23 protein-coding genes are annotated in these 25,142 nt (G+C 67.4%); 8 read left to right on the forward strand and 15 right to left on the reverse strand.

The features are described from left to right. Positions 1 to 13: 13 nt before the first annotated feature. The 5 genes from otnK (at position 14) to denD (ending at position 5,332) form a co-directional block, all read left to right on the forward strand. On the forward strand, positions 14 to 1,312 hold the full coding sequence (gene otnK / locus AC3WLE_RS20980) for a 3-oxo-tetronate kinase (RefSeq protein ID WP_492356292.1): 1,299 nt from the start codon (positions 14 to 16) through the stop codon (positions 1,310 to 1,312). Beyond that, positions 1,312 to 1,965 carry a 3-oxo-tetronate 4-phosphate decarboxylase gene (otnC, locus tag AC3WLE_RS20985; RefSeq protein WP_492352352.1) on the forward strand — a complete coding sequence of 218 codons (654 nt, stop codon included), beginning with the start codon at positions 1,312 to 1,314 and terminating at the stop codon, positions 1,963 to 1,965. Before otnK ends, otnC begins: the two co-directional genes overlap by 1 nt. Positions 1,966 to 2,094: 129 nt before the next feature. Continuing rightward, complete coding sequence (locus AC3WLE_RS20990; RefSeq protein WP_492320177.1) at positions 2,095 to 3,468, forward strand: MFS transporter; 1,374 nt, start codon at positions 2,095 to 2,097, stop codon at positions 3,466 to 3,468. A 68-nt stretch (positions 3,469 to 3,536) separates the two neighbouring features. Beyond that, positions 3,537 to 4,319 carry a 2-oxo-tetronate isomerase gene (gene otnI, locus AC3WLE_RS20995; RefSeq protein WP_492320176.1) on the forward strand — a complete coding sequence of 261 codons (783 nt, stop codon included), beginning with the start codon at positions 3,537 to 3,539 and terminating at the stop codon, positions 4,317 to 4,319. A gap of 38 nt (positions 4,320 to 4,357) precedes the next feature. Next, positions 4,358 to 5,332: a D-erythronate dehydrogenase gene (denD, locus tag AC3WLE_RS21000; RefSeq protein ID WP_492340321.1), complete on the forward strand. Its 975-nt coding sequence runs from the start codon at positions 4,358 to 4,360 to the stop codon at positions 5,330 to 5,332. A 145-nt stretch (positions 5,333 to 5,477) separates the two neighbouring features. Here denD and AC3WLE_RS21005 read toward each other — a convergent pair whose 3' ends face one another. The 3 genes from AC3WLE_RS21005 to AC3WLE_RS21015 all read right to left on the reverse strand — a co-directional run bounded on the left by AC3WLE_RS21005 (position 5,478) and on the right by AC3WLE_RS21015 (position 8,119). Continuing rightward, complete coding sequence (locus tag AC3WLE_RS21005; protein WP_492320174.1) at positions 5,478 to 5,915, reverse strand: YbgC/FadM family acyl-CoA thioesterase; 438 nt, start codon at positions 5,913 to 5,915, stop codon at positions 5,478 to 5,480. A 116-nt stretch (positions 5,916 to 6,031) separates the two neighbouring features. Continuing rightward, positions 6,032 to 7,015 carry a tripartite tricarboxylate transporter substrate binding protein gene (locus AC3WLE_RS21010; protein WP_492320173.1) on the reverse strand — a complete coding sequence of 328 codons (984 nt, stop codon included), beginning with the start codon at positions 7,013 to 7,015 and terminating at the stop codon, positions 6,032 to 6,034. A gap of 81 nt (positions 7,016 to 7,096) precedes the next feature. Further along, positions 7,097 to 8,119: an alpha/beta hydrolase gene (locus AC3WLE_RS21015; RefSeq protein ID WP_492320172.1), complete on the reverse strand. Its 1,023-nt coding sequence runs from the start codon at positions 8,117 to 8,119 to the stop codon at positions 7,097 to 7,099. 335 nt (positions 8,120 to 8,454) lie between these two features. Here AC3WLE_RS21015 and gbd point away from each other — a divergent pair, with 335 nt between their 5' ends. Both gbd and AC3WLE_RS21025 read left to right on the forward strand, forming a co-directional pair. Beyond that, positions 8,455 to 9,603, forward strand: coding sequence for a 4-hydroxybutyrate dehydrogenase (gene gbd / locus AC3WLE_RS21020; RefSeq protein WP_436221556.1), 1,149 nt, complete (start codon positions 8,455 to 8,457; stop codon positions 9,601 to 9,603). A gap of 76 nt (positions 9,604 to 9,679) precedes the next feature. Further along, entirely contained in the window at positions 9,680 to 10,201 is a 522-nt protein-coding gene (locus tag AC3WLE_RS21025) for an O-acetyl-ADP-ribose deacetylase (protein ID WP_492320170.1), read from the forward strand. A 40-nt stretch (positions 10,202 to 10,241) separates the two neighbouring features. Here AC3WLE_RS21025 and AC3WLE_RS21030 read toward each other — a convergent pair whose 3' ends face one another. The 12 genes from AC3WLE_RS21030 to AC3WLE_RS21085 form a co-directional block, all read right to left on the reverse strand. Further along, positions 10,242 to 11,189 (reverse strand): alpha/beta fold hydrolase, encoded by a 948-nt coding sequence (locus AC3WLE_RS21030; RefSeq protein WP_492320169.1) that lies wholly within the window; start codon positions 11,187 to 11,189, stop codon positions 10,242 to 10,244. Between the two features lie 34 nt (positions 11,190 to 11,223). Beyond that, the gene (locus tag AC3WLE_RS21035) at positions 11,224 to 12,126 is read right to left on the reverse strand and encodes an SDR family oxidoreductase (RefSeq protein ID WP_010810036.1); all 903 of its coding nucleotides are present in this window, start codon (positions 12,124 to 12,126) and stop codon (positions 11,224 to 11,226) included. Between the two features lie 60 nt (positions 12,127 to 12,186). Continuing rightward, positions 12,187 to 13,122, reverse strand: coding sequence for a glutathione S-transferase family protein (locus AC3WLE_RS21040; protein ID WP_492356293.1), 936 nt, complete (start codon positions 13,120 to 13,122; stop codon positions 12,187 to 12,189). 39 nt (positions 13,123 to 13,161) lie between these two features. Continuing rightward, positions 13,162 to 14,010, reverse strand: coding sequence for a class II aldolase/adducin family protein (locus tag AC3WLE_RS21045; protein ID WP_492356294.1), 849 nt, complete (start codon positions 14,008 to 14,010; stop codon positions 13,162 to 13,164). Between the two features lie 77 nt (positions 14,011 to 14,087). After that, on the reverse strand, positions 14,088 to 15,098 hold the full coding sequence (locus AC3WLE_RS21050; protein WP_011615136.1) for an NADP-dependent oxidoreductase: 1,011 nt from the start codon (positions 15,096 to 15,098) through the stop codon (positions 14,088 to 14,090). Between the two features lie 93 nt (positions 15,099 to 15,191). Continuing rightward, complete coding sequence (locus tag AC3WLE_RS21055) at positions 15,192 to 15,629, reverse strand: PaaI family thioesterase (RefSeq protein WP_492320167.1); 438 nt, start codon at positions 15,627 to 15,629, stop codon at positions 15,192 to 15,194. Between the two features lie 127 nt (positions 15,630 to 15,756). Next, on the reverse strand, positions 15,757 to 16,539 hold the full coding sequence (locus AC3WLE_RS21060) for an SDR family oxidoreductase (RefSeq protein ID WP_492320166.1): 783 nt from the start codon (positions 16,537 to 16,539) through the stop codon (positions 15,757 to 15,759). 46 nt (positions 16,540 to 16,585) lie between these two features. Next, the gene (locus AC3WLE_RS21065) at positions 16,586 to 18,448 is read right to left on the reverse strand and encodes an acyl-CoA dehydrogenase (RefSeq protein ID WP_492356295.1); all 1,863 of its coding nucleotides are present in this window, start codon (positions 18,446 to 18,448) and stop codon (positions 16,586 to 16,588) included. 111 nt (positions 18,449 to 18,559) lie between these two features. Beyond that, on the reverse strand, positions 18,560 to 19,006 hold the full coding sequence (locus AC3WLE_RS21070) for a PaaI family thioesterase (protein ID WP_492320164.1): 447 nt from the start codon (positions 19,004 to 19,006) through the stop codon (positions 18,560 to 18,562). Continuing rightward, entirely contained in the window at positions 19,006 to 20,184 is a 1,179-nt protein-coding gene (locus AC3WLE_RS21075; protein ID WP_492320163.1) for an acetyl-CoA C-acyltransferase, read from the reverse strand. Before AC3WLE_RS21075 ends, AC3WLE_RS21070 begins: the two co-directional genes overlap by 1 nt. 47 nt (positions 20,185 to 20,231) lie before the next feature. After that, positions 20,232 to 20,876: a bifunctional nicotinamidase/pyrazinamidase gene (gene pncA, locus AC3WLE_RS21080; protein WP_492356296.1), complete on the reverse strand. Its 645-nt coding sequence runs from the start codon at positions 20,874 to 20,876 to the stop codon at positions 20,232 to 20,234. A gap of 30 nt (positions 20,877 to 20,906) precedes the next feature. Then, positions 20,907 to 22,988 carry a 3-hydroxyacyl-CoA dehydrogenase NAD-binding domain-containing protein gene (locus AC3WLE_RS21085; protein ID WP_492320161.1) on the reverse strand — a complete coding sequence of 694 codons (2,082 nt, stop codon included), beginning with the start codon at positions 22,986 to 22,988 and terminating at the stop codon, positions 20,907 to 20,909. Between the two features lie 490 nt (positions 22,989 to 23,478). Here AC3WLE_RS21085 and AC3WLE_RS21090 point away from each other — a divergent pair, with 490 nt between their 5' ends. Next, complete coding sequence (locus tag AC3WLE_RS21090) at positions 23,479 to 25,044, forward strand: amino acid permease (RefSeq protein WP_492356297.1); 1,566 nt, start codon at positions 23,479 to 23,481, stop codon at positions 25,042 to 25,044. Positions 25,045 to 25,142 lie beyond the last annotated feature (98 nt).

The raw sequence follows: 25,142 nt of genomic DNA on the forward strand, positions 1-25,142 counted from the left end.
GAGGGAAGCGAAGATGACCGCAGGCACCCTCGCCCATCGCCCGCTGTTGGGCTGCATCGCCGACGATTTCACCGGCGCCACCGACCTCGCCAACACGCTGGTGCGCAATGGCATGCGCACCGTGCAGACCATCGGCCTGCCCGACGTGGCCGCCGTGCAGGACATTGGCGAAGCCGATGCGCTGGTGGTGGCGCTCAAGTCCCGCACCATCCCGGCCGTCGAGGCCGTGGCCCAGTCGCTGGCCGCGCTGCAATGGCTGCGCGCGCAGGGCTGCCGCCAATTCGTGTTCAAGTACTGCTCCACCTTCGACTCGACCGATGCCGGCAACATCGGCCCGGTGGCCGAGGCGCTGCTGGCGGCGCTGGACAGCGACTTCACCATCGCCTGCCCGGCCTTCCCCGAAAACGGCCGCACCATCTTCCGCGGCCACCTGTTCGTGGGCGATGCGCTGCTCAATGAATCGGGCATGGAGCACCATCCGCTGACGCCGATGACCGATGCCAGCCTGGTGCGCGTACTGCAGCGCCAGAGCAAGAACAAGGTCGGGCTGCTGCGCTACGACGCGGTGGCGCGCGGCGCGCAGGCCACCGCCGAGCGCATCGCTGCGCTGCGCAGCGACGGCGTGCGCATGGCGATTGCCGATGCGGTGTCCGACGCGGACCTGTTCACACTGGGCGAGGCCTGCGCCAATCTGCCGCTGATCACCGGCGGCTCCGGCATCGCGCTGGGCCTGCCCGGGAACTTCCGCCGCGCCGGCCTGCTGCCGCTGCGCGGCGACGCCGACGCAGTTCCCGCCATCGACGGCCCAGGCGTGGTGCTGGCCGGCAGCGCCTCGCGCGCGACCAATGGCCAGGTGGCGCGCTGGCTGGAGCAAGGCCGCCCGGCGCTGCGCATCGACCCGCTCGCGCTGGCGCGCGGCGAAGCCGTGGCCGACGCGGCGCTGGCGTTTGCCGCCGGTCATGACGAACCGGTGCTGACCTACGCCACCTCCAGCCCCGACGAAGTCAAGGCCGTGCAGGCCGAACTGGGCGTCGAGCGCGCAGGAAACCTGGTCGAACAGTGCCTGGCCACGGTTGCCGCCGGGCTGCTGGCACGCGGCACGCGCCGCTTCGTGGTGGCCGGCGGCGAAACCTCCGGCGCGGTGGTGCAGGCGCTGGGCGTGCGCGCCTTGCGTATCGGCGCGCAGATTGCACCGGGCGTGCCGGCCACCGTCACGCTGGATGCCAAGCCGCTGGCGCTGGCGCTCAAGTCGGGCAACTTCGGCGGCCCGGATTTCTTTGACGAAGCGCTGCGCCAGCTTGGAGGCCACTGATGAGCACCGAAAGCAAGCTGCGCGAAGAGATCTGCCGCATCGGCGCCAGCCTGTACCAGCGCGGCTATACCGTGGGCTCGGCCGGCAATATCAGCGCTCGGCTGGACGACGGCTGGCTGATCACGCCGACCGATGCCTGCCTGGGGATGATGGACCCGGCCGCGGTCGCCAAGGTGGCCACCGATGGCAGCTGGGTCTCAGGCGACAAGCCGTCCAAGACGCTGACGCTGCATCGCGCGATCTACGACAACAACCGCGAGGCGCACGCCGTGGTGCATACGCACTCGACGCACCTCGTGGCCCTGACGCTGGCCGGTGTCTGGCAACCGGACGACGTACTGCCGCCGCTCACGCCCTACTACGTGATGAAGGTCGGCCATATCCCGCTGATTCCCTACCATCGCCCCGGCGATCCGGCCGTGGCCGCGCGCGTGGCCACGCTCGCCGCGCAGGTGCGTGGCGTGCTGCTGGAGCGCCTTGGCCCGGTGGTGTGGGAATCCAGCGTCTCGCGCGCCGCGTTCGCGCTGGAAGAACTGGAGGAAACCGCCAAGCTATGGATGACGATGAAAGACTCGCCGGGCTTCGCCGCCCGCGCGGCGCTGCCCGACGGCGCACTGGCTGAGCTGCGCGACGCCTTCCAGGCGCGCTGGTAACAACCGCTTTTCCCCGATAAACGACGGCTTCACCCGGCGCGGTTGCCTTGCGGCCACCGTGCGGGGGACGCGCATGCCTGCAGTCCGCGCGCCGCCGCATTAGACCCACCACCATACCCGGAGACCACCGTGAATCCAAACCAACCGGCGGCGAGCGTGCCCGCCCTTGACAGCCTGGGCGGCAACGCCCGGCTGGACACCGAAGCCCAGATCGAAAAACGCGCCTACAGCAAGGTGTTCTGGCGCGTCATGCCGTTCCTGATGCTGTGCTACGTGGTCGCCTACCTGGACCGCGTCAATGTCGGCTTCGCCAAGCTGCAGATGGGCCAGGACCTGGCCTTCTCCGAAACCGTGTTCGGCCTCGGCGCCGGCCTGTTCTTTATCGGCTACTTCCTGTTCGAGGTGCCCAGCAACCTGCTGATGCATCGTATCGGCGCGCGCATCTGGATCGCGCGCATCATGATCACGTGGGGCATCATCTCGGCGCTGTTCCTGTTCGTGAAGACGCCGACCCAGTTCTACGTGATGCGCTTCCTGCTCGGCCTGGCCGAAGCGGGCTTCTATCCCGGCGTGATCCTGTACCTGACCTACTGGTTCCCGGCCAACCGCCGCGGCAAGATGATCGCGCTGTTCATGTCGGGCATCCCCATCGCGGGCATGTTCGGCAACCCGCTGTCGGGCTGGATCATGGACGCGTTCAACGGCACCCACGGCATGCGCGGCTGGCAATGGATGTTCCTGCTGGAGGCCCTGCCCGCGCTTGTGATCGGCGTGGTGACGGTGTTCGTGCTGCGCGACGGCATCGACAAGGCGCCGTGGCTTGACGCCGATGAAAAGCGCGTGCTCAAGCGCAATATCGAGGAAGACCAGCGCAGCGCCCATAACGCCGCCAGCGCCGCCGGCAAGGCCCACGGCCACTCGCTGGGCGCGGTGTTCTCCGACCGCCGCGTGTGGTGGATGTGCCTGATCTACTTCTGCTTCGTCACCGGCCAGTACGCACTGACCTTCTGGATGCCGACGCTGGTGAAGGCCAGCGGCGTGACCGGCAACCTGAACATCGGCCTGCTGTCCGCGATCCCGTTCATCTGCGCCGTGATCGTCATGAACATCCTGGGCCACAGCGCCGACGCGCGCCGCGAGCGCCGCTGGCACCTGATCGTGCCGGCGCTGATGGGTGCCACGGGCTTTGCCATTGCTGCCTCGTTCACCAACAATACAACGGTGGCCATCGCCGCACTGTCGCTGGCCGCTGCCGGGGTGCTGACCTGCGCGCCGCTGTTCTGGTCGCTTCCGACCTCGTTCCTGTCGGGCATTGCCGCCGCTTCCGGTATTGCCGTGGTGAATTCGGTCGGCAACCTGGCCGGCTTCGTGTCGCCGTACATGGTCGGCGCGCTGAAGGACATGACGCAAAGCACGCAGTTGCCCATGTACGTGCTGTCCGCAATTCTGGTCGTCGGCGCCGTGCTGGTGTGGCTGACGCCCGCTAAACTGGTCAACCGCTGATCCTGGCCGGCCCGCTTTCGACGTAGTCTCGATCGGGCCGGATCCGTACTACCGCTTTGGAGTTCCGAATGCCGCGCTTCGCCGCAAACCTCTCGATGATGTACAACGAGCACGCCTTCCTGGACCGCTTTGCCGCAGCCGCGGCCGACGGCTTCCGGGCGGTGGAGTTCCTGTTCCCGTACGAGCACGCCGCCGCCGAGCTGCGCGCGCGCCTGGACGCGAACGGCCTCACGCAGGCACTGTTCAATGCCGCGCCGGGCGACTGGGCAGCAGGCGAACGCGGCCTGGCCGCCCTGCCCGGGCGCGAGGCGGATTTCCGCGGCACCATCGGCCGCGCACTGGAATACGCCGGCGTGATCGGCAATGACCGCATCCACGTGATGGCGGGCCTGATCCCTGCCGCTGCCGACCGCGCGCGCTGCCGCGCCACTTACCTCGAGAACCTCGCTTTTGCCGCCAGCGCTGCCGCCGCCCAGGGCGTGACCGTGCTGATCGAGCCGATCAACACGCGCGACATGCCGGGCTATTTCCTGAACCGCCAGGACGACGGCCAGGCCATCTGCAAGGAAGTCGGCGCGGCCAACCTGAAGGTGCAGTTCGACTGCTACCACTGCCAGATCGTCGAAGGCGATGTCGCGATGAAGCTCAAGCGCGACATCGCGGGCATCGGCCATATCCAGATCGCCGGCGTGCCCGAGCGCCATGAGCCGGACGTGGGCGAGCTGAACTATCCGTATCTGTTCGAGGTCATGGACACGCTCGGCTACGACGGCTGGATCGGCTGCGAATACCGCCCGCGCGCCGGCACCTCGGCGGGCCTCGGCTGGCTCAAGCCCTACCTGGGCCGCTGATCGCGACCAACCCCAAGAACAACCGCTCCCATCCTGCCATGAACGTACTGATTACCGGCGGCGCCGGCTTCCTCGGCCTGCAACTCGCCCGCCTGCTGCTGCAACGCGGCACCCTGAACCTTGACGGCCAGCCCGTGGCCATCAAGCGCCTGACGCTGCTGGACGTGGTGGCGCCGCAAGGCCTGGACGATGCGCGTGTGCGCGTGGTGACGGGCGACCTGTCCGACCCGGCGGTGCTGCGCCAGGCCATCGACATCAACACTGGCGCCGTGTTCCACCTGGCGGCCGTGGTCAGCGGCCAGGCCGAGGCGGATTTCGATCTCGGCATGCGCGTCAACCTCGACGCCTCGCGCGCGCTGCTGGAAACCTGCCGTGAACTGGGCCACCAGCCGCGCGTGCTGTTCACCAGCTCGGTCGCGGTCTACGGCGGCCAGCTGCCGCCGGTGGTGCAGGACGATACCGCGCTGAACCCGCAATCGTCATACGGCGTGCAGAAGGCCATCGGCGAGCTGCTGCTGTCGGACTACAGCCGCCGCGGCTTCGTCGACGGCCGCGTGCTGCGCCTGCCCACCATCAGCGTGCGCCCGGGCAAGCCCAATGCGGCGGCGTCGTCGTTCGCCAGCGGCATCATCCGCGAGCCGCTGTCGGGTGTTGCTGCCAACTGCCCGGTGGCACCGGAAACGCCGCTGTGGCTGCTGTCGCCGCGAGCTGCCGTGGCGGCGCTGGTCAATGGGATCGAGCTGGCTGGCGAGCGGCTGGGCAACCGTCGTGTGATCAACCTGCCGGGGCTGTCTGTGACGGCCGCCGGCATGGTCGATGCGCTGTGCCGCGTGGCGGGCAATGCGGTGGCGGATCGTGTCACGTGGGAACGTGAGGAACGCGTGGAGAAGATCGTCGGCACGTGGCCGGCGGCGTGGAATGCGGACCGCGCGTTGTCGCTGGGATTCCAGAGTGACGCGAGTTTTGATGACGTGATTCGGGCGTATATGGAGGATGCTGGGCTGAACAAGTAAGCCGCCCATGCCTCGTTGTTGCGACGGCTCCGTTATCTACTGAGAGCCGGTCCCCCTCGCGAGTCACGCGCCGCCCTCTCCCCCGCCCCTTTCGCATGCGGGAGAGGGGCGCAAACCAGTAGCATTGGTCAGGTCCTCGGCTAAATCAAGCCGCCGGCTTCACCACCTCATACCCCTCGATAATTTCCCGCACCTGCCCCGGAATCGCCGCCGATTTCTGCGTGGCCGGGTCCGCGCACACATAGACGATCTCACCGGTGATCAGGTGTTCGTCGCCGCGGAACATCTCCACCCGGAACAGCATGCTCGAGCGCCCCAGGCGCGACATGCGTCCGCGGATTTCCAGCTCGTCGTCAAAGCGTGCCGAGGCGTGGTATTCCAGCGTGGACTTGACCACGAAGATGTCGACGCCATGCGCGTGCAGCACGTCTTCCGGGTAGCGGATGCCCAGCGCGCGCCAGTATTCGGTCACGCAGATATCGCAGTACGTCAGGTAGTGCGCGTTGAAGACGATCGACTGCGGATCGACTTCGGCCCAGCGCACGCGCAGCGGGATGCTGTGCCGGAAATCCTCTTTGGCCATCGGCTTGGTCTCCTTGTTTGTCGTGGCTTGTCAAAGCACCAGGCCGCCGGCCCGCCGGACAGGGCCGGCAGGCGCGGCGGCCTGGATCGATGGTGGCGGCGGCAGGCTGATTGCGCTTATTGCGCCTTGGCCAGCCCCAGCTTCTCGATGATCGCCTTTTCCTTCTTGACGGTCTCGGCCGCAAACTGCGCGTATTGCTGGCTGTTCATGTAGTACGGCTCCATGTCGAATTTGGCCAGCGATTCGCGGTAGTTGGGCATGTCCATGGCCTTCTTGAAGGCGTCATGCAGCTTCTGCACGATCTTCGGGTCGGTGCCTTTGGGCGCGACCAGGCCGAACGGCGAGGTCTGCACGATGCCGATGCCCAGTTCCTTCAGCGTCGGCACGTTGGGGAAGCGCGCCGAGCGCTTCTCGCCCCAGGTCGACAGCAGGCGCAGCTTGCCCTGCTCAACGTACGGTGCCCATGCCGGCGTGTCGGCCACCGACATCACGTGGCCGCCCAGCAGCGCCTGCATCGACTCGGAATTGCCCTTGTAGGGGATGTGCGAGAACTGCACGCCCTGCTTCATGGCCAGCTCTTCCATGGTCAGGTGCAGCGTGGTCATGGAGCCCGGCGAGCCGTAGGTCAGCTTGCCCGGATTGGCCTTGGCGTAGGCGATGTACTCCTGCATCGTCTTGATCGGCGAATCGGCCGGCACCACCAGGCCGAACGAATAGCCGGCGAGGTTGATGATGTAGCTCAGGTCCTTGACCGGGTCCCAGTTGATCTTGGTGGTGTACGGCAGGCGGTAGACCGGCATGGCGACCTGGGCCAGCGTGTAGCCGTCCGGCGCGGTCGTCTGCATCATCTGCGCGGGCAGCACGCCGCCCGCGCCGGGCTTGTTCTCGACGATCACGGGCTGGCCCAGGATCTTGGAGGCGTTGTCGGCGAGCACGCGGAACGGGATATCCGTGGAGCCGCCGGCGGTGTAGCCGATCACCAGGCGGATCGGGCGCTGCGGGAACTTGTCGGCCTGTGCCTGGGCGGGCATGGCGGCAAGGCCCAGTGCCGCGGCGGCGGCGGCGATGCCCGCGCGGGCAATGAAGTGGCGGCGTTGCATTTGACTATGTCTCCTTGTGCTGCAAGTCACTGCTGAAAATGGAAGGCCGGGGCCGGTGCGGCCCTGACCGTGGCTGCTGGTCTAGTTGTGCGGTGTGCCGAACGCGGCGCGCAGCGCGGCAACGGCGTCGGCATGTGCCTGCGCCACCGCCGGCACGAAACGGCCCAGCTTGAAGAAATCATGGATCATGCCGGGGTAGTCCGCCAGCGTGGCGGCGACGCCGGCGGCGCGCAGCTTCTCTGCGTAGGCCACGCCCTCGTCGTGCAGCGGGTCGTAGCCGGCCACGGCGATCCAGGCCGGGCATGTGCCGCGCACCTCGGCGCCGGCGCCGCCGCCATCCAGCGGGGCGAAACGCCAGTCGTCGCGGCTGGCTTCCTGGTCCAGGTACTGGGCAAAGAACCAGCGGATCATGTCCGCCGTCAGCAGGTAGCCATCGGCCAGCGCGCGGTGCGACGGCGTGTCCTGGCGCGCACAGGTGCCGGGATAGATCAGCAACTGCAGCACGGGCGCCAGGCCCGCATTGCGGGCCTCCACGGCACACGCCGCGGCCAGCGTGCCGCCGGCGCTGTCGCCACCCACGGCGATGCGCGCCGGGTCGGCCCCCAGCCGGCCGGCTTCGGCGAAGACCCAGTGCAGCACATCGAAGGCGTCGTTGGCCGCGGTCGGGAAACGCCATTGCGGCCCGAGCCGGTAGTCCACCGACAGCACCATGCAGTCCGCCTGGCCACACAGCAGCCGGCACAGCGGATCGTGCGAATCGACGCTGCCGACGGTGAAGCCGCCGCCATGGAAATACACCAGCAAGGGCAGCGGCTCGGTCCAGCTGGCCTCGCGCGGGGTGTACAGCCTGAGCGGGATGGCGTGGCCGTCGCGCGCCGGCGCCAGCAGGTCTTCCGCCATATGCACGGGCGGCGGGTTGATATCCAGGATCGGCGCGCTTTTCTCGTAGGCGAGCTTGGCGTCCTCGGGCTCCATCGCGTGGATCGGCGGCCGCTTGGCGCGCGCGATCAGCTCCAGCAGCGCGGCCACCTGCGGGTCGAGCGGGCTGGACGGCAGGCCGGGCGTGGCGGGCGCATCAGGGTTGGAAGGCGGTGCGGCGGACATAGGGAATGACGCGGATCCGGACCCGGTGCCAGCGGCGCGCACAAGCTCTGGCGCGTCGCCCGCATCGGGACAAGTTCGAATTGTGAACGATCGTTCGATTTTAGTATGATGCCAGATGTTCCAGGGGCCCGGCAGTACGAGATAACCCCGAAAAATCGCTGTCAGCCTGCCACGCGGCAAGTTTTTGCGCGATGATCGGCTGAAGCGGTCCCGAGGACTCCGGAAACGCAGTAGTGCAGGTCCATTGAAACCCAAGACAGCGTGCCTGGCGAGCATCCGCTCAGGCCCGTGCAGAAGACAATTTGGCGGCAGATCCCGGCAGGAGACAAGCAAACATGGCGTTTATCTACTATCTGACCCACATCCACCTGGATTTCGGCGCGGTAAGCCTGCTCAAGTCCGAATGCGAGCGCATCGGCATCCGCCGCCCGCTGCTGGTGACCGACAAGGGCGTGGTCGCCGCGGGCGTGGCGCAGCGTGCCATCGATGCAATGCAGGGCCTGCAGGTTGCGGTGTTCGATGAAACCCCGTCGAACCCGACCGAGGCCATGGTGCGCAAGGCCGCCGCGCAGTACCGCGAGGCCGGCTGCGACGGGCTGGTGGCGGTGGGCGGCGGCTCGTCGATCGACCTGGCCAAGGGCATCGCTATCCTGGCCACGCATGAGGGCGAGCTGACCACCTATGCCACCATCGAAGGCGGCAGCGCCAGGATCACCGACAAGGCGGCGCCGCTGATCGCGGTGCCCACCACCTCGGGCACCGGCAGCGAGGTGGCGCGCGGCGCCATCATCATCCTGGACGACGGCCGCAAGCTGGGTTTCCATTCCTGGCACCTGCTGCCCAAGTCCGCCGTCTGCGACCCGGAACTGACGCTGGGACTGCCAGCCGGGCTGACCGCGGCCACCGGCATGGATGCAATCGCGCACTGCATCGAGACCTTCCTGGCCCCCGCCTTCAACCCGCCCGCGGACGGCATTGCGCTGGACGGCCTGGAGCGCGGTTGGGGCCATATCGAGCGCGCCACCCGCGACGGCCAGGACCGCGACGCGCGCCTGAACATGATGAGCGCATCGATGCAGGGCGCGATGGCGTTCCAGAAGGGGCTGGGCTGCGTGCATTCGCTGTCGCACCCGCTGGGCGGGCTGAAGATCGACGGCCGCACCGGCCTGCACCACGGCACCCTCAATGCGGTGGTGATGCCCGCGGTGCTGCGCTTCAATGCCGACGCGCCCACGGTGGTGCGCGACGACCGCTACGCACGCCTGCGCCGCGCCATGCACCTGCCCGACGGCGCCGATATCGCGCAGGCCGTGCACGACATGACCGCGCGCCTGGGGCTGCCCACCGGGCTGCGCCAGATGGGCGTCACCGAGGACATGTTCGACAAGGTGATTGCCGGTGCGCTGGTCGACCACTGCCACAAGACCAACCCGAAAGAAGCCAGCGCCGCGGATTATCGGCGTATGCTTGAGCAGTCCATGTAGCACACAGCAGCTTCCCGCCGGTCAGACCGACCAAGCGGCTGTCCGGCGGCCCTCCCTCCACAGCGCAGGAGACAACATGAGCGGCGAGCATTTGCAGGTAGTCCATGGCGATATCACCCGGATGGAAGTCGATGCCATCGTCAACGCGGCCAATAGCGGCCTGTTGGGCGGCGGCGGCGTCGACGGGGCCATCCACGGGGCCGGCGGCTCCGCCATCAAGGAGGCCTGCCGCGCGATCCGCGACGCGCAGGGCGGCTGCCCCACCGGCGAGGCGGTGATCACCACCGGCGGCCACCTGCCGGCGCCATACGTGATCCACGCGGTCGGGCCGGTCTGGCAAGGCGGCGACCAGGGCGAGGACGAACTGCTCGCCAACGCCTACCGCAACAGCATCCGGCTGGCGGCGCAGCATCACCTGCGCAGGCTGGCGTTCCCCAATATCAGCACCGGCATCTACGCCTTCCCGCGCGAGCGCGCGGCGGATATCGCCATCGCCGCGGTGCGCGAGGCGCTGGCCGGGGCGCCAGATATAGAGCAGGTCACCTTCGTCTGCTTCGACGACGAAAACTACCGGCTCTACCGCGAGCGTTTGACCTGAACGCCATGTGCGGCTGCCCCAGGGCAGCCGCACGTCCGGGTCAAGCCGGCAGCGCGCTGCGGATAAGCTGGTTGACGCGTTCCGGCTGTTCGTGGATCACCCAGTGGGTGCCCTCGGGGATGCGCTCGACGCGCAGGTCCGGCACGAAATCGGCCAGCCCGTCCACCAGCGACTTCGGCAGCGCGCGGTCGCGCTCGCCCCAGATCACCAGTGTCGGCACCCTGACCACAAAGGCGGCCGGATCCAGGCGCGAGATGTCGGGCGGCGGCTCGCCCTCGCCGGGCGGGTGCATGGGCGAGGCGCGGTAGAAATTGACGCCGCCGGTAAGCGGATGGACGCCGGCGTCCTGGCCTTCGCCCGGCTGGGACCATGCCGCGTGGTACCTGGCGCGCGTCTCGGGCGTGTACCAGGCCGCAGGTTTGCCGTCGGCATCGGCCAGCATCCGGTCCAGCAGCGCGAAGTCGTTGGCGGCGAGCGCCTTTTCCGAGCCCGGCTTGCGCAGCCAGTTCATGTAGGCGGAAGCGGCCTGCTGCCCGGGATCGGTGGCCAGCGCGCGCGCAAACAGGTACGGATGCGGCGAGTTGACGATGATGAGCTGGCGCACCAGTTGCGGGAACTGGATTGCAAGGTTCCAGCAGATCGCCCCGCCCCAGTCGTGCGCCACCACCACGGCCTGGTCATAGCCCAGCGCGCTGACCAGCTGCACCAGGTCTTCGACGATATGGCGCGGCCGGTAGGCCTCGACCTCGGCGGGCTTGCTCGACAGGTTGTAGCCGCGCAGGTCCGGCGCCACGGCAAAATGCGTGCGCCCGAACTCGGCCAGCTGGGCCTCCCATTCGAACCAGAATTCAGGAAAGCCGTGCACGAACAGCATCAGCGGCTTGCCGCGCTCGCCCGCGCTGGCGTAGTGCAGGCGGGTACCGTTGGGCAGCGTGGCGTACTGCAGGTGGCGGATCACGGCGGCGGGGGCAGCCATGTTGTTCTCCATATGCGGTCCTCCTCGTTGTGGCGTTGTGCTGGCGTCAGCCGCGCAGCGCGGCAACGAGGCCCGCGCGGACCTCGGGCTTGTCGGCAAACGGATCGCCGGGATTGCGCTGCCCGACGATGTCCTCGAAGCGCTGGCGCACGGGGGCGAGCGCCTGGGGGTGGGAATAAATATAGAAGCTTTCGTCGCGGATGGCATCGAAGGTCAGCTGCGCGACCTCGGCGGCGGTCACCTTGCCGGAGCCGACGGCCTTGTCCGACAAGGCCTGCGATACCAGCTGCGAGCGCGTCGGCGGCGCCTGGTTGGCCAGGTCGGCGGGCCGGTTGCGCTGTGACTGGTTGATGCCGGTCGGCACGAAGTACGGGCACAGTACCGAGCACCGCACCTGCTCGGTCACCAGGCCCAGGTCCTGGTACAGGGTTTCAGTCAACGCCACCACCGCGTGCTTGGACACGTTGTACACGCCCATTGCCGGCGGGTTCAGCAAGCCCGCCATCGACGCCGTGTTGACGATGTGGCCCTGGTAGGCCGGATCCTTCTCTGCCGCGGCCAGCATCAGCGGCGTGAAGATGCGCACGCCGTGCACGACGCCGTACAGGTTGACGCCCAGCACCCACTCCCAGTCCTTCTCGGAGTTCTCCCAGATCAAGCCGCCCGCACCCACGCCGGCGTTATTGAACAGCAGGTTGACCTGGCCGAAGGCTTCGATGGCGGCATCGGCCAGCGCCTGCACCTGGTCGGCACGCGAGACGTCCGTGCGCAACCCGATCACCGGCACATTGCGTGCCTTGAATTCCGCCACGGTCGCGTCCAGCGCGTCTTCCTGCACATCCGCCAGCACCAGCTTCATGCCGAGGTCGGCGGCAATGTGGGCAAACTCCTTGCCGAAACCCGAGGCGCCGCCGGTAATGACAGCCACCTTGTTGGAGAAATCCTTCATATCGTCTGTCCTGTCGCGTGTTTCGTTTGGGGAACGGCGGGCCGTGTGCCATGCGCGCGCTCAGGCGGCGCGCTGCACCTGGTAGCCCTGCCGCGGGAAATGCACATTGAGCGCACCGGCACGCGGATCCTGGCGGCGCAGCGTGACGCGGCGCGCGCTCAGCGCCAGCAGCACGCCGGCCACCGGATCGCGCGCATAGTCGGTGGGCGTGACGGTGACGGGGTCGCCGGCCTGCAGGCCTGCATCCACGACCACGCCCTCATCCAGCGCCAGCGGATCGGCACTGCGCGCGGCGCCGATCGCGTCCTCGCTGTCGATCACGCGCGGCCGGCCATGGCCGAAGGTGTTCATGCGCGCATACCAGGCCTGCAAGCGCGGATAAGCCTCCAGCAGCTGCGCCAGCGCGCCGGCGCGGCGGATAAACCAGAGGTTGTGGTACAGCGAGAAATCGGCAACCGACAGCGCCGGCCCGGCCACATGCCCGATCCCGGCCGCGAACTGCGTTTCCAGTTGGCCGAACGTTTCATGCAGCAGCGCGGTGGCTTCGGGCAACGGCATGCGCAGCGCATTGGTGTCGCCGCGCATGGCCTTGCGGTCCGCGCTAAAGGCCTGGACCTGCGCCGGCGACAGGTGGCCCAGCATGCTGGCAACGCCGGCCGGCTGGAACACATAGGTCACCGAAGCCGTGAACAGCGCCGCATCGAACCAGGCTGCCGCGACCCGCGCCGCCGCAGCCTGGGCCGGCGGATACAGCGCCGGCGTGGGCGCCAGCGCGTCCAGCACCTCGCAGATCAGCGCGGTATCGCAGTAGATATCGGCACCGACCTGCAGCACCGGCGTGCGGCGGTAGCCGCCGGTCAGCGCCAGCAGGTCAGGCTTGGGCAGGATGGCGGGGATTTCCACCGCCTGCCACGCCAGTCCCTTGGCGCCCAGCAGCAGGCGGACCTTCTCGGCGAATGGCGAAGTTGCGTACTGGTGAAGAATGATGTCGGCCATGCGATCCAACTCCATGTTTGCCAGCGTGTGCCGTGCGGTTCAGTCCAGCAGGTCCGGCTGTTCCTTGACGATGCGGGCATAGAGCGGCTGGAACTGGAACCAGCCCGCCTGCGCCGTGCCGACGATCGAATAGGCCTGGCGCGCGGCCGCATCGGAGATCAGCTTGAGCGGCGCCTGGGTGCGCGCCGCAGCGGCTTCGGCCAGCAACTGGACCTGGCAGGAGCGCTCCATGGTGATGAACCACCAGGCGGCTTCGTCCACGGTCTTGCCGACCGTCAGCAGGCCATGGTTCTGCAGGATGGCGGCCTTGTTCTGGCCCAGCGCATTGGCGATGCGCTGGCCCTCGTCGAGCTCCACCACCACGCCGCCGAAATCGTCATAGACCGCATGGTCCTGGTAGAACGCGCACACGTCCTGCGTGAGCGGATCGAGCGGGCGGCCCAGCGTGGACCACGCGCGGCCATGGGTGCTGTGCGAATGCGCTGCCGCGACCGCGTCGGAGCGGGTCTGGTGCACGCGCGAATGAATGGCGAAGGCCGCGGCATTGACCGGGTAGTCGCCCTCGACCACGTCGCCGTGGTGGTCGCAGCGGATCAGGTTGGAGACCTTGACCTGGCTGAAATGGACGCCGAAGGGATTGACCCAGAAGGTATCGGGAAACTCCGGGTCGCGCGCGGTGATATGGCCGGCCACGCCTTCGTCGAAACCGAACCTGGAAAACAGCCGGAAGGCCGCGGCCAGGCGCTGCTTGCGGTGCAGGCGCTCTTCGGCGGCGGTGGCGAACTGCGGCGGGCGCGGCAGGTTGCGGTAACGTGCCTTGACCTCTTCGGGCAGGCCGGCGCCGATCTCGTCGCCGCTCTGGATTTGCGGGGCTTGCGGGGCATTCATCGGTGTCTCCATCCTTTTGGTGAAATCCGTTGCCCGCGGCGCGCCCGGCAGGCGCGCCGCGGCCCTGCATGCGCCGGTCAGACCAGCTTGACCAGCTGCTTGCCGAAGTTCTTGCCCTTGAGCAGGCCGATAAAGGCTTCGGGCGCGCTGGCCAGGCCTTCGGCAATGCTCTCGCGGAACTTGAGCTTGCCCTGGGCGACGGCGGTGCCCAGTTCCTTCAGCGCCTGCGGCCAGACTTCCATATGCTCGGAGACGATAAAGCCTTCGATGGTCAGGCGCGACACCAGGATCAGCTGCGGGTTCTTCAGCGGCAGCGGCTGGCCGTCATAGCCCGCGATCATGCCGCACATGGCAATGCGGCCGAAGGCGTTCATGCGCGTCAGCACGGCGTCCAGGATATCGCCGCCGACATTCTCGAAATAGCCGTCGATGCCGTCCGGGGTGGCTTCCTTGAGCATCTTGTAGAGCTCCTTGGGATCCTTGGCCGCCTTGTAGTCGATGCAGGCATCGAAGCCCAGCTCATTGACCACGTAGTCGCACTTGTCCTTGCCGCCGGCAAAGCCGACCGCGCGGCAGCCGGCCAGCTTGGCCAGCTGCCCGACCACGCTGCCCACCGCGCCGGAGGCCGCGCTGACCGCGATGGTCTTGCCCGGCTTGGGCAGGATGATCTTGTTCAGGCCATACCAGGCGGTCACTCCCGGCATGCCGACCGAACCGAGGTAGGCCGACAGCGGGATATGCGTGGTGTCGACCGGCTGCAGGCCGGTGCCGTCGCTGACGCCCATCTCCTGCCAGCCGAACATGCCGACCACCTTGTCGCCCGGCTTGAACTTGCTGTTCCTGCTTTCCACCACTTCGCCCACGGTGCCGCCGATCATGACCTCATCGAGCGGCTGCGGCGCGGCATAGGACTTGCTGTCGTTCATGCGGCCGCGCATGTACGGGTCCAGCGACAGGTAGTGGTTGCGCACCAGCACCTGGCCGTCGGCGATCTGCGGCACGGGCACTTCTTCCAGGCGGAAATTGGCCGGCGTCACCGCGCCTTCGGGACGCGAGGCCAGGACGATGCGCTTGAACGTTTTGGACATGGTCGATTCCTTTCAGTAGGAAACTGGAACGGCTTGAATACTGCGTCGGGAGGGACAGCCGCGCTGCCCCGTCTGCTGCATCGGCGCCGGCGCTCAGCCGTCGGCACCGGTATCGGTTTCACCCGGGCGCTGCGGCGGCATGCGCCGGATGTACTTGAAGGTGCCCGAGCCGCGCGCCACGGTCTTGCCGTCGGCATCGACGATCTCGCCTTCGCAGAACACCATGGTGGTGGTGCGGTGCACGGTAGTGCCGCGCGCGGTCAGCGCGCCGCGCCCCGGCGCCATGAAGCTGGTCTTCATCTCGATCGTGACCACGCCCCGGCCGTCCGCGTCGCTGCTGCGGCCGGCCACCGCCATGGCCACGTCGAGCAGCGTCATGATCACGCCGCCGTGGGCCATGTCCCAGCTGTTCTGGTGGCGCTTCTCGATCGGCAGCGCGATCTCGCTGCGGCCGCCTTCGGCGAGGCTGCAGGTCACGCCGAGGTCGGCAAGGAAGGGGATGTGGGTCAGGGGGCCTTTGAACTGGTTCATGGCAATTGCGAGTCCGAGAATTAGGTGCCGGCGAGGCCGAGGCCTCGCGCCGGCCCCAAGTTTGAGGGCAATCCGGGATTCCGCCAAGCCGCACGGTGCGGCTTGCCCGGAATGCGCCCTGCCCGGCTCAGACCGCGCTGACGCCGCCGTCCACCGCCAGGATCTGGCCGGTGATGTGCTTGCCGGCGTCGCTGGCAAACAGCAGCGCGGCGCCCTTCAGGTCTTCATCGTCGCCCAGGCGATGCAGCGGCACGCCGGCGCACATCGCCTCAACGCCCATGCGCTCGAGCGAGCCCTTGGTCATCTTCGACGGGAAGAAGCCCGGCGCCAGCGCGTTGACGGTGATGTTGTGCTCGCCCCACTCGGCCGCCAGCGTGCGCGTGAAATTGACCACCGCACCCTTGGAGGTGTTGTAGGCAATGGTCTCCATGCTGCCCGGCGGGTTGCCGGCCAGGCCTGCGATCGACGCCACGTTGATGATGCGGCCGTAGCGGCGCGGGATCATCGACAGCTTGCCGATGCGCTGGCTCAGCAGGAACAGGCCGCGGATGTTCAGGTTCATCACCTTGTCCCAGGCTTCGACCGGATGGTCTTCGGCCGGGGCGCCCCAGGTGGCGCCGGCGTTGTTGACCAGGATGTCGACGTGGCCCAGTCTGGCGATGGCTTCGTCCGCCAGGCGCGCGACCTCCGACTCCTGCGAGCCGTCGGCGGCGATCCAGTCGGCCTCGATGCCGAGCGACTTCAGGTGCGCCTGCGCCGCCTGCAGCTCGTCGGCCTTGCGCGCCGACAGCACCAGGCGCGCGCCCTGCTCGCCCAGCGCCTCGGCAATCTGCAGGCCAAGCCCGCGCGAGCCGCCGGTGATCAGCGCGGTCTTGCCTTTCAGGTCAAACAGTTGCTGGATGGTACGCATATTGTCTTCCTTCGTTCTGTAGTGTTCGGGGATGGGCAAGCGCCGCTCAGAACCACGCGTCCTGCATGTCGAGCGTGGTGCGGTCGAGCGATTCAAGCAGCGCCAGCTGCGGGCCGGCCTTGGGCAGCTCCCAGCGGAAGAAGTAGGCCGCCGCGGCCAGCTTGCCGCGGTAGAAGTCCTCGTCTTCCTTGCCGTTCGCGCGCGGCAGCGCGGCTTGCGCCAGCAGTGCCTGTTCCAGCCAGATCCACGCCACCACCACGTGCCCGAAGGCCTCCAGGTAGACCGAGGCATTGGCCAGCGTCACGTTGGGGTCGCCCGCGCTCCACAGCGCCTGCGTGACCTCGGCCAGGCGCTTGGTGGCGGCGCCGAGGGCGCCTGCCTGCTGCGACAACTCGGCATTGCCGGCGGCGAGCGCGCGGGCGATGGTGTCCTGCACGCGCTCGCCCAGCAGCTTGAAGGCGGCGCCGTCCTTCATCACCACCTTGCGGCCCAGCAGGTCCAGGCCCTGGATGCCGTGCGTGCCTTCGTGGATCGGGTTGAGGCGGTTGTCGCGGTAGAACTGCTCGACGTTGTATTCGCGCGTGTAGCCGTAGCCGCCATGCACCTGGATCGCCAGGTTGTTGGCCTCCAGGCACCATTGCGACGGCCAGCTCTTGGCGATCGGGGTCAGGATATCGAGCAACAGCGCCAGGCGCGCATGCGCGGCTTCGTCGCCGGCGGCCGCAGCGGCCTCTTCCTCGTCGACCAGGCGCGCGCAATAGAGGTTCAGCGCCAGGCCGCCTTCGACATAGCTCTTCTGCGCCAGCAGCATGCGGCGGATATCGGCGTGCTCGACCAGCTTCACCTGCGGGCTGGCCGCATCCTTGCCGCCGGGGCCGACCGCGCGGCCTTGCGGGCGGTTGCGCGCGTAGTCCAGTGCGTGCAGGTAGCCGGTATAGCCCAGCATCACCGCGCCCAGGCCCACGCCGATGCGCGCCTCGTTCATCATGTGGAACATGCAGGCCAGGCCCTTGTGCGGCTCGCCCACCAGGTAGCCGATCGCACCGGCCTTGCCGCCCGGCTGGTACTTCATGCCTTCGCCGAAGTTGAGCAGGCAGTTGGTGGTGCCGCGGTAGCCCATCTTGTGGTTCAGGCCGGCCAGCACCACGTCGTTGTGCTCGCCCAGCGAGCCGTCTTCATTGACCAGGTACTTGGGCACGATGAAGAGCGAGATGCCCTTCACGCCCGGGATCAGCTTGCCGTCCGGGCCGGGGATCTTGGCCAGCACCAGGTGGACGATATTTTCCGACAGCTCGTGCTCGCCGGCAGAGATCCACATCTTGTTGCCGCGCAGCCGGTACTGCGCGCCCAGCGGCGATTCGCCCTCGTACTCGGCGCGCGTGGTGATGTCCGACAGCGACGAGCCCGCCTGCGGCTCGGACAGGCACATGGTGCCGAAGAAGCGCCCTTCCATCTCCGGCTTGACGAAGGTCTCGACCTGCGCCGGCGTGCCGTGCGCGAGCAGCAGGTTGGCGTTGCCGATGGTCAGGAACGGGTACGAACTGGTACCGACGTTGGCACCCTTGAAGTAGGCAAAGCCGGCCTTCTCGACCACCACCGGCAGCTGCATGCCGCCCAGTTCATAGTCCTGGCCGGCGGCCATCAGGCCGGCCTCGCAGAAGGCCTTCAGCGCGGTGCTGACCTCGGGGATGATGCTGACGGTCTCGCCGTCGAAATGCGGTTCCTGCTGGTCGTTCTTCTTGTTGTGCGGCGCGAACAGGTCGGTGGCGATTTTCTCGCAGGTGTCCAGCGCGGCGTCGAAGGTCTCGCGCGAGTGGTCGGCATAGCGCGGGATGCGCGTGAGCTCGTCGACCTTGAGCCATTCGTACAGCACGAAATTCAGGTCGCGGCGGGAAAGGATCATCGACATGGTGTCTCCATGCGGCGCACTGCGTGGCGTGCCGCGAATTCTTTTTGCCAGCGTGGAAGGCGCCGGGCGCGGTCAAAAAAGGGCGCTGCCGCGCCCTTCCCTGCCTGCCGCTCAGGCGCCTTCGCCAAGGCGCGCGATCGTTCCCTGCGCGACCGCGCAGAGCTTCTCCTCGCCATCCTTGACGACGAACACATCGCAGCGCACCACCGCCTGCTGGCGGCCGGCGCTGACGCATTCGGCGCGGGCGACCAGCATCTCGCCGATCGCCGGGCGCACGTAGTTGATCTTGTACTCGGATGTCACCACCGGCACCGCCATGGCCGCACCGCCCGCATAGGTCAGCGCGTTGTCGGCCAGGTAGCTGACCACGCCGCCGTGCAGGAAGCCATGCTGCTGCCGCAGATCCTGGCGGATCGGCAATCGCAACTCGGCCTTGCCCGATGACAGCGCCGCCAGCTCGGTGCCGACCAGGACCGAGAAAGGCTGGCTGGCCAGCACCTCCCGGCCCCAGGCGAGCATGTCGGCAGGCCTGGCCTGCCCGGTGCCCGCAGCGGACATCAGAGCACTTCGAAGAGGCCGGCTGCGCCCTGGCCGCCGCCGATGCACATGGTCACGACCACGTACTTGACGCCGCGGCGCTTGCCTTCGATCAGCGCATGGCCGACCAGGCGCGCGCCCGAGACACCGTAGGGGTGGCCCACGGCGATGGCGCCGCCGTTGACGTTGAGGCGGTCCATCGGGATGCCCAGCGTATCGGCGCAGTACAGCACCTGCACCGCGAAGGCTTCGTTCAGCTCCCACAGGCCGATGTCGTCGACCTTCAGGCCAGCCTTCTTCAGCAGCTTGGGCACGGCAAAGACCGGGCCGATGCCCATCTCGTCCGGCTCGCAGCCAGCCACCGCAAAGCCGCGGAACACGCCCAGCGGCTGCAGGCCGCGGGCCTCGGCCACGCGTGCGTTCATCACCACGGCAGCCGAAGCGCCGTCCGAGAACTGCGAGGCATTGCCGGCGGTGATCACGCCACCCGGCACGGCGCTGCGGATCTTGGCCACGCCTTCCAGGGTGGTGTCGGCGCGGATGCCTTCGTCGGCGGAGATGGTGACTTCCTTGGTCACCAGCTGGCCGGTGGACTTGTCGGCCACGCCGGCCAGCACCGTCATCGGCACGATCTCGTCCTTGAACTTGCCGGCTTCCTGCCCGGCGGCGGCGCGTTGCTGGCTGCGCACGCCGTACTCGTCCTGGCGCTCCTTCGCGATGTTGTAGCGCTTGGCCACGTTCTCGGCGGTCTGCAGCATGTTCCAGTAGATTTCCGGCTTGTTCTTCAGCAGCCAGCTTTCCTGGACCATATGGCGGTTCATCTCCTGCTGCACGCACGAGATGCTTTCCACGCCGCCGGCGACGAAGATGTCGCCCTCATCGGCGATCACGCGCTGCGCGGCCATGGCGATGGTCTGCAGGCCGGACGAGCAGAAGCGGTTGACGGTGGCGCCGGGCACGGTCACCGGGCAGCCGGCGCGCAGTGCGATCTGGCGTGCGATGTTGGCGCCGGTGGCACCTTCCGGGTTGGCACAGCCCATCAGCACGTCTTCCACTTCGGCGGCCTCGATCTTGGCGCGGGCAATGGCGTGCTGGACGGCATGGCCACCCAGCGTGGCGCCGTGGGTCATGTTGAAGGCGCCCTTCCAGCTCTTGGCCAGCGGGGTCCGCGCGGTGGATACGATGACTGCTTCGTTCATGTCTTGCTCCTCGGAATCTCTTGTGTCGTTCAGTTCGGTGGTTCGGTTCAGCCCTGGCCCTTGAGCAGTTCAGCGGACGTGACACGCACAACGCCGGCGGCGCCGAGGTCCTGCCATGCCCTGGCCAGCGACCCGTCCAGGTCGATGGCACGGCACGCATCCTCGATCACCGCGGCTGCAAAGCCCGCGGCGCGCGCATCGAGCGCGCTCCAGGCCACGCAATAGTCCGTCGCCAGACCCGCGCAGAACACGCGCTTGACGCCATGCTCGCGCAGGTAGCCGGCCAGCCCGGTGCGCGTGGTGCGGTCCGCTTCCAGGAAAGCGGAGTAGCTGTCCACGTCGGCATGGTGACCCTTGCGGATCACCAGCCGCGCATGCGGCACGTGCAGGCCCGCATGCAGCGCAGCGCCGGGCGTGTCCTGCACGCAGTGCACCGGCCACAGCACCTGCTCTCCATACGGCAGCGTCAGCGTCTGGAACGGCTGCGTGCCCGCATGGTTGGCCGCGAACGAGACGTGGCTGACGGGATGCCAGTCCTGCGTCAGCACCACATGACCGAACGCACGCGCCAGCCGGTTGACGACGGGCACCACTTCATCGCCGTGGGGCACGGCAAGCGCGCCGCCCGGCATGAAGTCGTTCTGCACGTCGATCACCAGCAGGCAATCGTCCGGTCCGATGGTGGTGTTCATCTCAGCTCCAGGCTGAACCGTGTGGCGGTATTAACCGTTGAAGCCCTTGCCTTCGTCCGCCAGCTTCTGCAGCAGCGGCGCGACCTGCCACGCTTCACCGTGGTAGCCCTTGGCGTAGCGCTTCATCGACAGCGCCACGTTGTACAGGCCGACCTGGTCCGCGTACAGCATCGGGCCGCCGCGGAACAGCGGGAAGCCGTAGCCGGTCAGGTACACCATGTCGATATCCGAGGCCTTGGAAGCAATGCCTTCTTCCAGGATCCTGGCGCCTTCGTTGACCAGCGCGAACACCAGGCGCTCGACGATCTCTTCGTCAGAGATCTTGCGGCGCGTGATGCCCAGGTCCTTCGAGTGCTGCACGATCATGTCGTTGACCTGCTGGTTCGGGTACGGCTTGCGGTCGCCCGCCTTGTAGTCGTACCAGCCCGCGCCGGTCTTCTGGCCGAAGCGGCCCATCTCGCACAGCAGGTCGGCGGTCTTGGAATACTGGATGTCCGGCTTGTCCACCGCGCGGCGCTTGCGGATGGCCCAGCCGATGTCGTTGCCGGCCAGGTCGCCCATGCGGAACGGGCCCATGGCAAAGCCGAACTTCTCGATGGCCTTGTCGACCTGCTCCGGCAGCGCGCCTTCGTCCAGCAGGTAGCCAGCCTGGCGGCTGTACTGCTCGATCATGCGGTTGCCGATAAAGCCGTCGCAAACGCCCGACACCACCGCGGTCTTCTTGATCTTCTTGCCGACCTGCATGACCGTGGCCAGCACGTCCTTGCCGGTCTTCTCGCCACGCACCACTTCCAGCAGCTTCATCACATTGGCCGGGCTGAAGAAGTGCATGCCGACCACGTCCTGCGGACGCCTGGTGAACGAGGCGATCTTGTTGACGTCGAGCGTCGAGGTGTTCGAGGCCAGGATCGCGCCCTGCTTGGCGACTTCATCCAGCTTCTTGAACACGGTCTCCTTGACGCCCATCTCTTCGAACACGGCCTCGATGATCAGGTCGGCGTCCTTGAGGTCGTCATAGGACAGCGTGGTGGTCAGCAGGCCCATGCGCTGCTCGACCTTCTCTTGCGTGAGCTTGCCCTTCTTGGCGCTGTTCTCGTAGTTCTTGCGGATGATGCCGACGCCGCGGTCGAGCGCTTCCTGCTTGGTTTCCAGGATGGTGACCGGGATGCCCGCATTGAGGAAGTTCATGCTGATGCCGCCGCCCATGGTGCCGGCGCCGATCACGGCGACCTTCTCGATCTTGCGGGTCGGCGTGCCTTCGGGCACATCGGGGATCTTGCTGGCGGCACGCTCGCCAAAGAAGGCGTGGCGCAGCGCGCGCGATTCCGGCGTGGTGACCAGGTAGAGGAAGCCCTCGCGCTCTTGCTTCAGGCCCTGTTCGAACGGCTTGAGCGAGCCGGCCACCGCTTCCAGGCACTTCAGCGGCGCCGGGAAGTTCTTGGCCATCGCGGCCACGGTGTTGCGGGCAAAGCCCAGGTAGCCTTCGGGGTTCTCGTGGCGCACCTTCAGGTCGCGCACCTTCGGGTGCGGGCCGGTGGCGGCGCCAACGTTCTGCGCGAACTTGACCGCGGCGGGCAGCACGTCACCGTCGACGATTTCATCGAACAGCTTGGTGCCGGCAAACTTCTCGGACAGCACCGGGGTGCCCGACACGATCATGTTGGCCGCGGCCTCCAGGCCGATCACGCGCGGCAGGCGCTGCGTGCCGCCGGCGCCCGGCAGCAGGCCCAGCTTCACTTCCGGCAGCGCGATCTGGGCGCCCTTGGACGCCACGCGGTAGTTGCAGCCCAGCGCCAGCTCCAGGCCGCCACCCATGGCGACCGAGTGCACGGCGGCCACCACCGGCTTGGACGAGCCTTCTAGCACGCGGATCACCGAGTGCAGCGTCGGCTCCTGCATGGCCTTGGGCGTATTGAATTCACGGATGTCGGCGCCGCCCGAGAAAGCCTTGCCAGCGCCGGTGATGACGATGGCCTTGACGGCGGCATCGTCCAGCGCACGGGTCATGCCTTCGACGATGCCAAGCCGGGTGCTGTGACCCAGGCCGTTGACAGGGGGATTGTCGAGCGTGATGACGGCTACGCCGTCCTGAACCTGATACTGCGCTGTCATGCTGGTTCCTTTGGTGTCAAAAGTTGTCTCGGGATTCGAATTCTCGAATTCATTTTTTACTGCACGGCGCGGCCGGCGGCGGCCGACGACTGCTGCGGGAGGCGGCCGTCATGAGCGGGTAAACCCTCCGCCCGACCTGCCGCTTTCCCGCGTCCCGCAACGCCTTCCGGCGCTTGGGCGAAACAAGCATACACAAAATAGCACGGTCGTTCAATTTCAATTTTCGGACTTTTCCGGCGACATGCGCGGCGCGAATGCCGCCCCTGACCGCGATGCATGGCGGGGGCGCCTAACCCGGTGCCAAATCGCCCTGCCATGGCGGATAAAGCACTTGCCGACTGCGACTGAGTGCCGCCTCTAAACCAGTATCGGACTTTATTTGTCCGACACGGACAAATCGCGCTGGCCGACCCTGTAAACTCGCGGCTTTTCGTTTTTTGCCGTCCGGGTTCCACAAGATGCCGGATCGGCGGAAGGTCCAGCGACCCTGATGTCTTCCCCCTCACACTCCCACGCCCACGAGCACCAGCACCCGGTGGTCGAGCACGACCACCTCAAGCGCAGGCTCAAGGCCCGCCACCTGAGCATGATTGCCATCGGCGGCGCAGTCGGCACCGGGCTGTTCGTGGCCTCGGGCGCCTCGATCGCGCAGGCCGGCCCCGGCGGCGCGCTGCTCATGTATATGCTGCTCGGGCTGATGGTCTATTGCCTGATGACCAGCCTGGGCGAGCTGGCGGTGCATATGCCGGTGGCCGGCTCCTTCGTCACCTACAGCGCGCTCTATGTCGACGAAGGCTTCGGCTTCGCGCTGGGCTGGAACTACTGGTTCAGCCTGGCGGTGACCATCGCCGTGGAACTGACCGCGGCGCAGCTGGTGATGCAGTACTGGTTCCCCGAAATGCCCGGCGTGGTCTGGAGCGCCGCGTTCCTGCTGCTGATGTTCGGGCTCAATGCGTTCTCGGTGCGCGGCTTCGGCGAGGCCGAGTACTGGTTCGCGCTGATCAAGGTGGTGACCGTGATCGTGTTCCTCGGCGCGGGCCTGCTGATGATCTTCGGCATCATGAAAGGCGGCCCGCAGTCCGGCTGGCACAACTTCACCATGGGCGACGCGCCCTTTGTCGGCGGCATCCCGGCCATGATCGGCGTGGCGATGATCGCGGGCTTCTCCTTCCAGGGCACGGAAACGGTGGGCGTGGCCGCCGGCGAGGCGGAGAACCCGGCCAGGACCATCCCGCGCGCGATCCGGCAGACCTTCTGGCGCATCCTGCTGTTCTATGTGGTCGCGATCCTGATCATCGGGGTGCTGATTCCCTATACCGATCCCAGCCTGCTGCGCAACGACGTCACCGACGTGGGCGTGAGCCCGTTCGCACTGGTGTTCCGCCACGCCGGCCTGGCCTTTGCCGCGGGACTGATGAACGCGGTGGTGCTGACCGCGCTGCTCTCGGCCGGCACCTCCAGCATGTATGTATCGACCCGGATCCTCTACGGCCTGGCCGTCAGCGGCCGCGCGCCGCGCGCGTTCGGCAAGCTGACCGTGAGCGGCGTGCCGTTCAACGCGCTGCTGGCCACCACCGCCGTGGGCGCGCTGTGCTTCTTCAGTTCGCTGTTCGGGGACAAGGCGGTCTACCTGTGGCTGCTCAACACCTCGGCCATGACCGGCTTCTTTGCCTGGCTGGGCATTGCCATCAGCCATTACCGCTTCCGTCGCGGGCTGGTGCACCAGGGCTATGACGTGGGCATGCTGGCCTACCGCTCGCCGCTCTATCCCTTCGGCCCCATCTTTACCGTGGTGCTGTGCGTGGTGATCGTGGCCGGGCAGAACTACCAGGCGTTTGCGGATATTCCGAACCGGTGGCCGGAGATCGTGGCGACCTATATCGGCGTGCCGGCGTTCCTGGCGCTGTGGTGGGGATACCGGGCCGTGAAGAAGTCGCGGCTGATTGATTACGACGATATGCCGTTTGACTTGCCGAAGCCACCGGATCGCTCCCGTCTACCGCTTGCGGGTGACGGGCAGGGAGTGAGGGCCGGCGCTGGCATGTCACCGGAATGACTTCGCCGGGGCGCCCCGCCCTCGCCCCGACCCTCTCCCGCAAGCGGGAGAGGGAACACACAGCTTGCGCAGGCCGTGGTTGTCGAACTCCGGCCGCA

It is taken from the genome of Cupriavidus sp. FW306-1B-F12B (genome assembly GCF_058781795.1).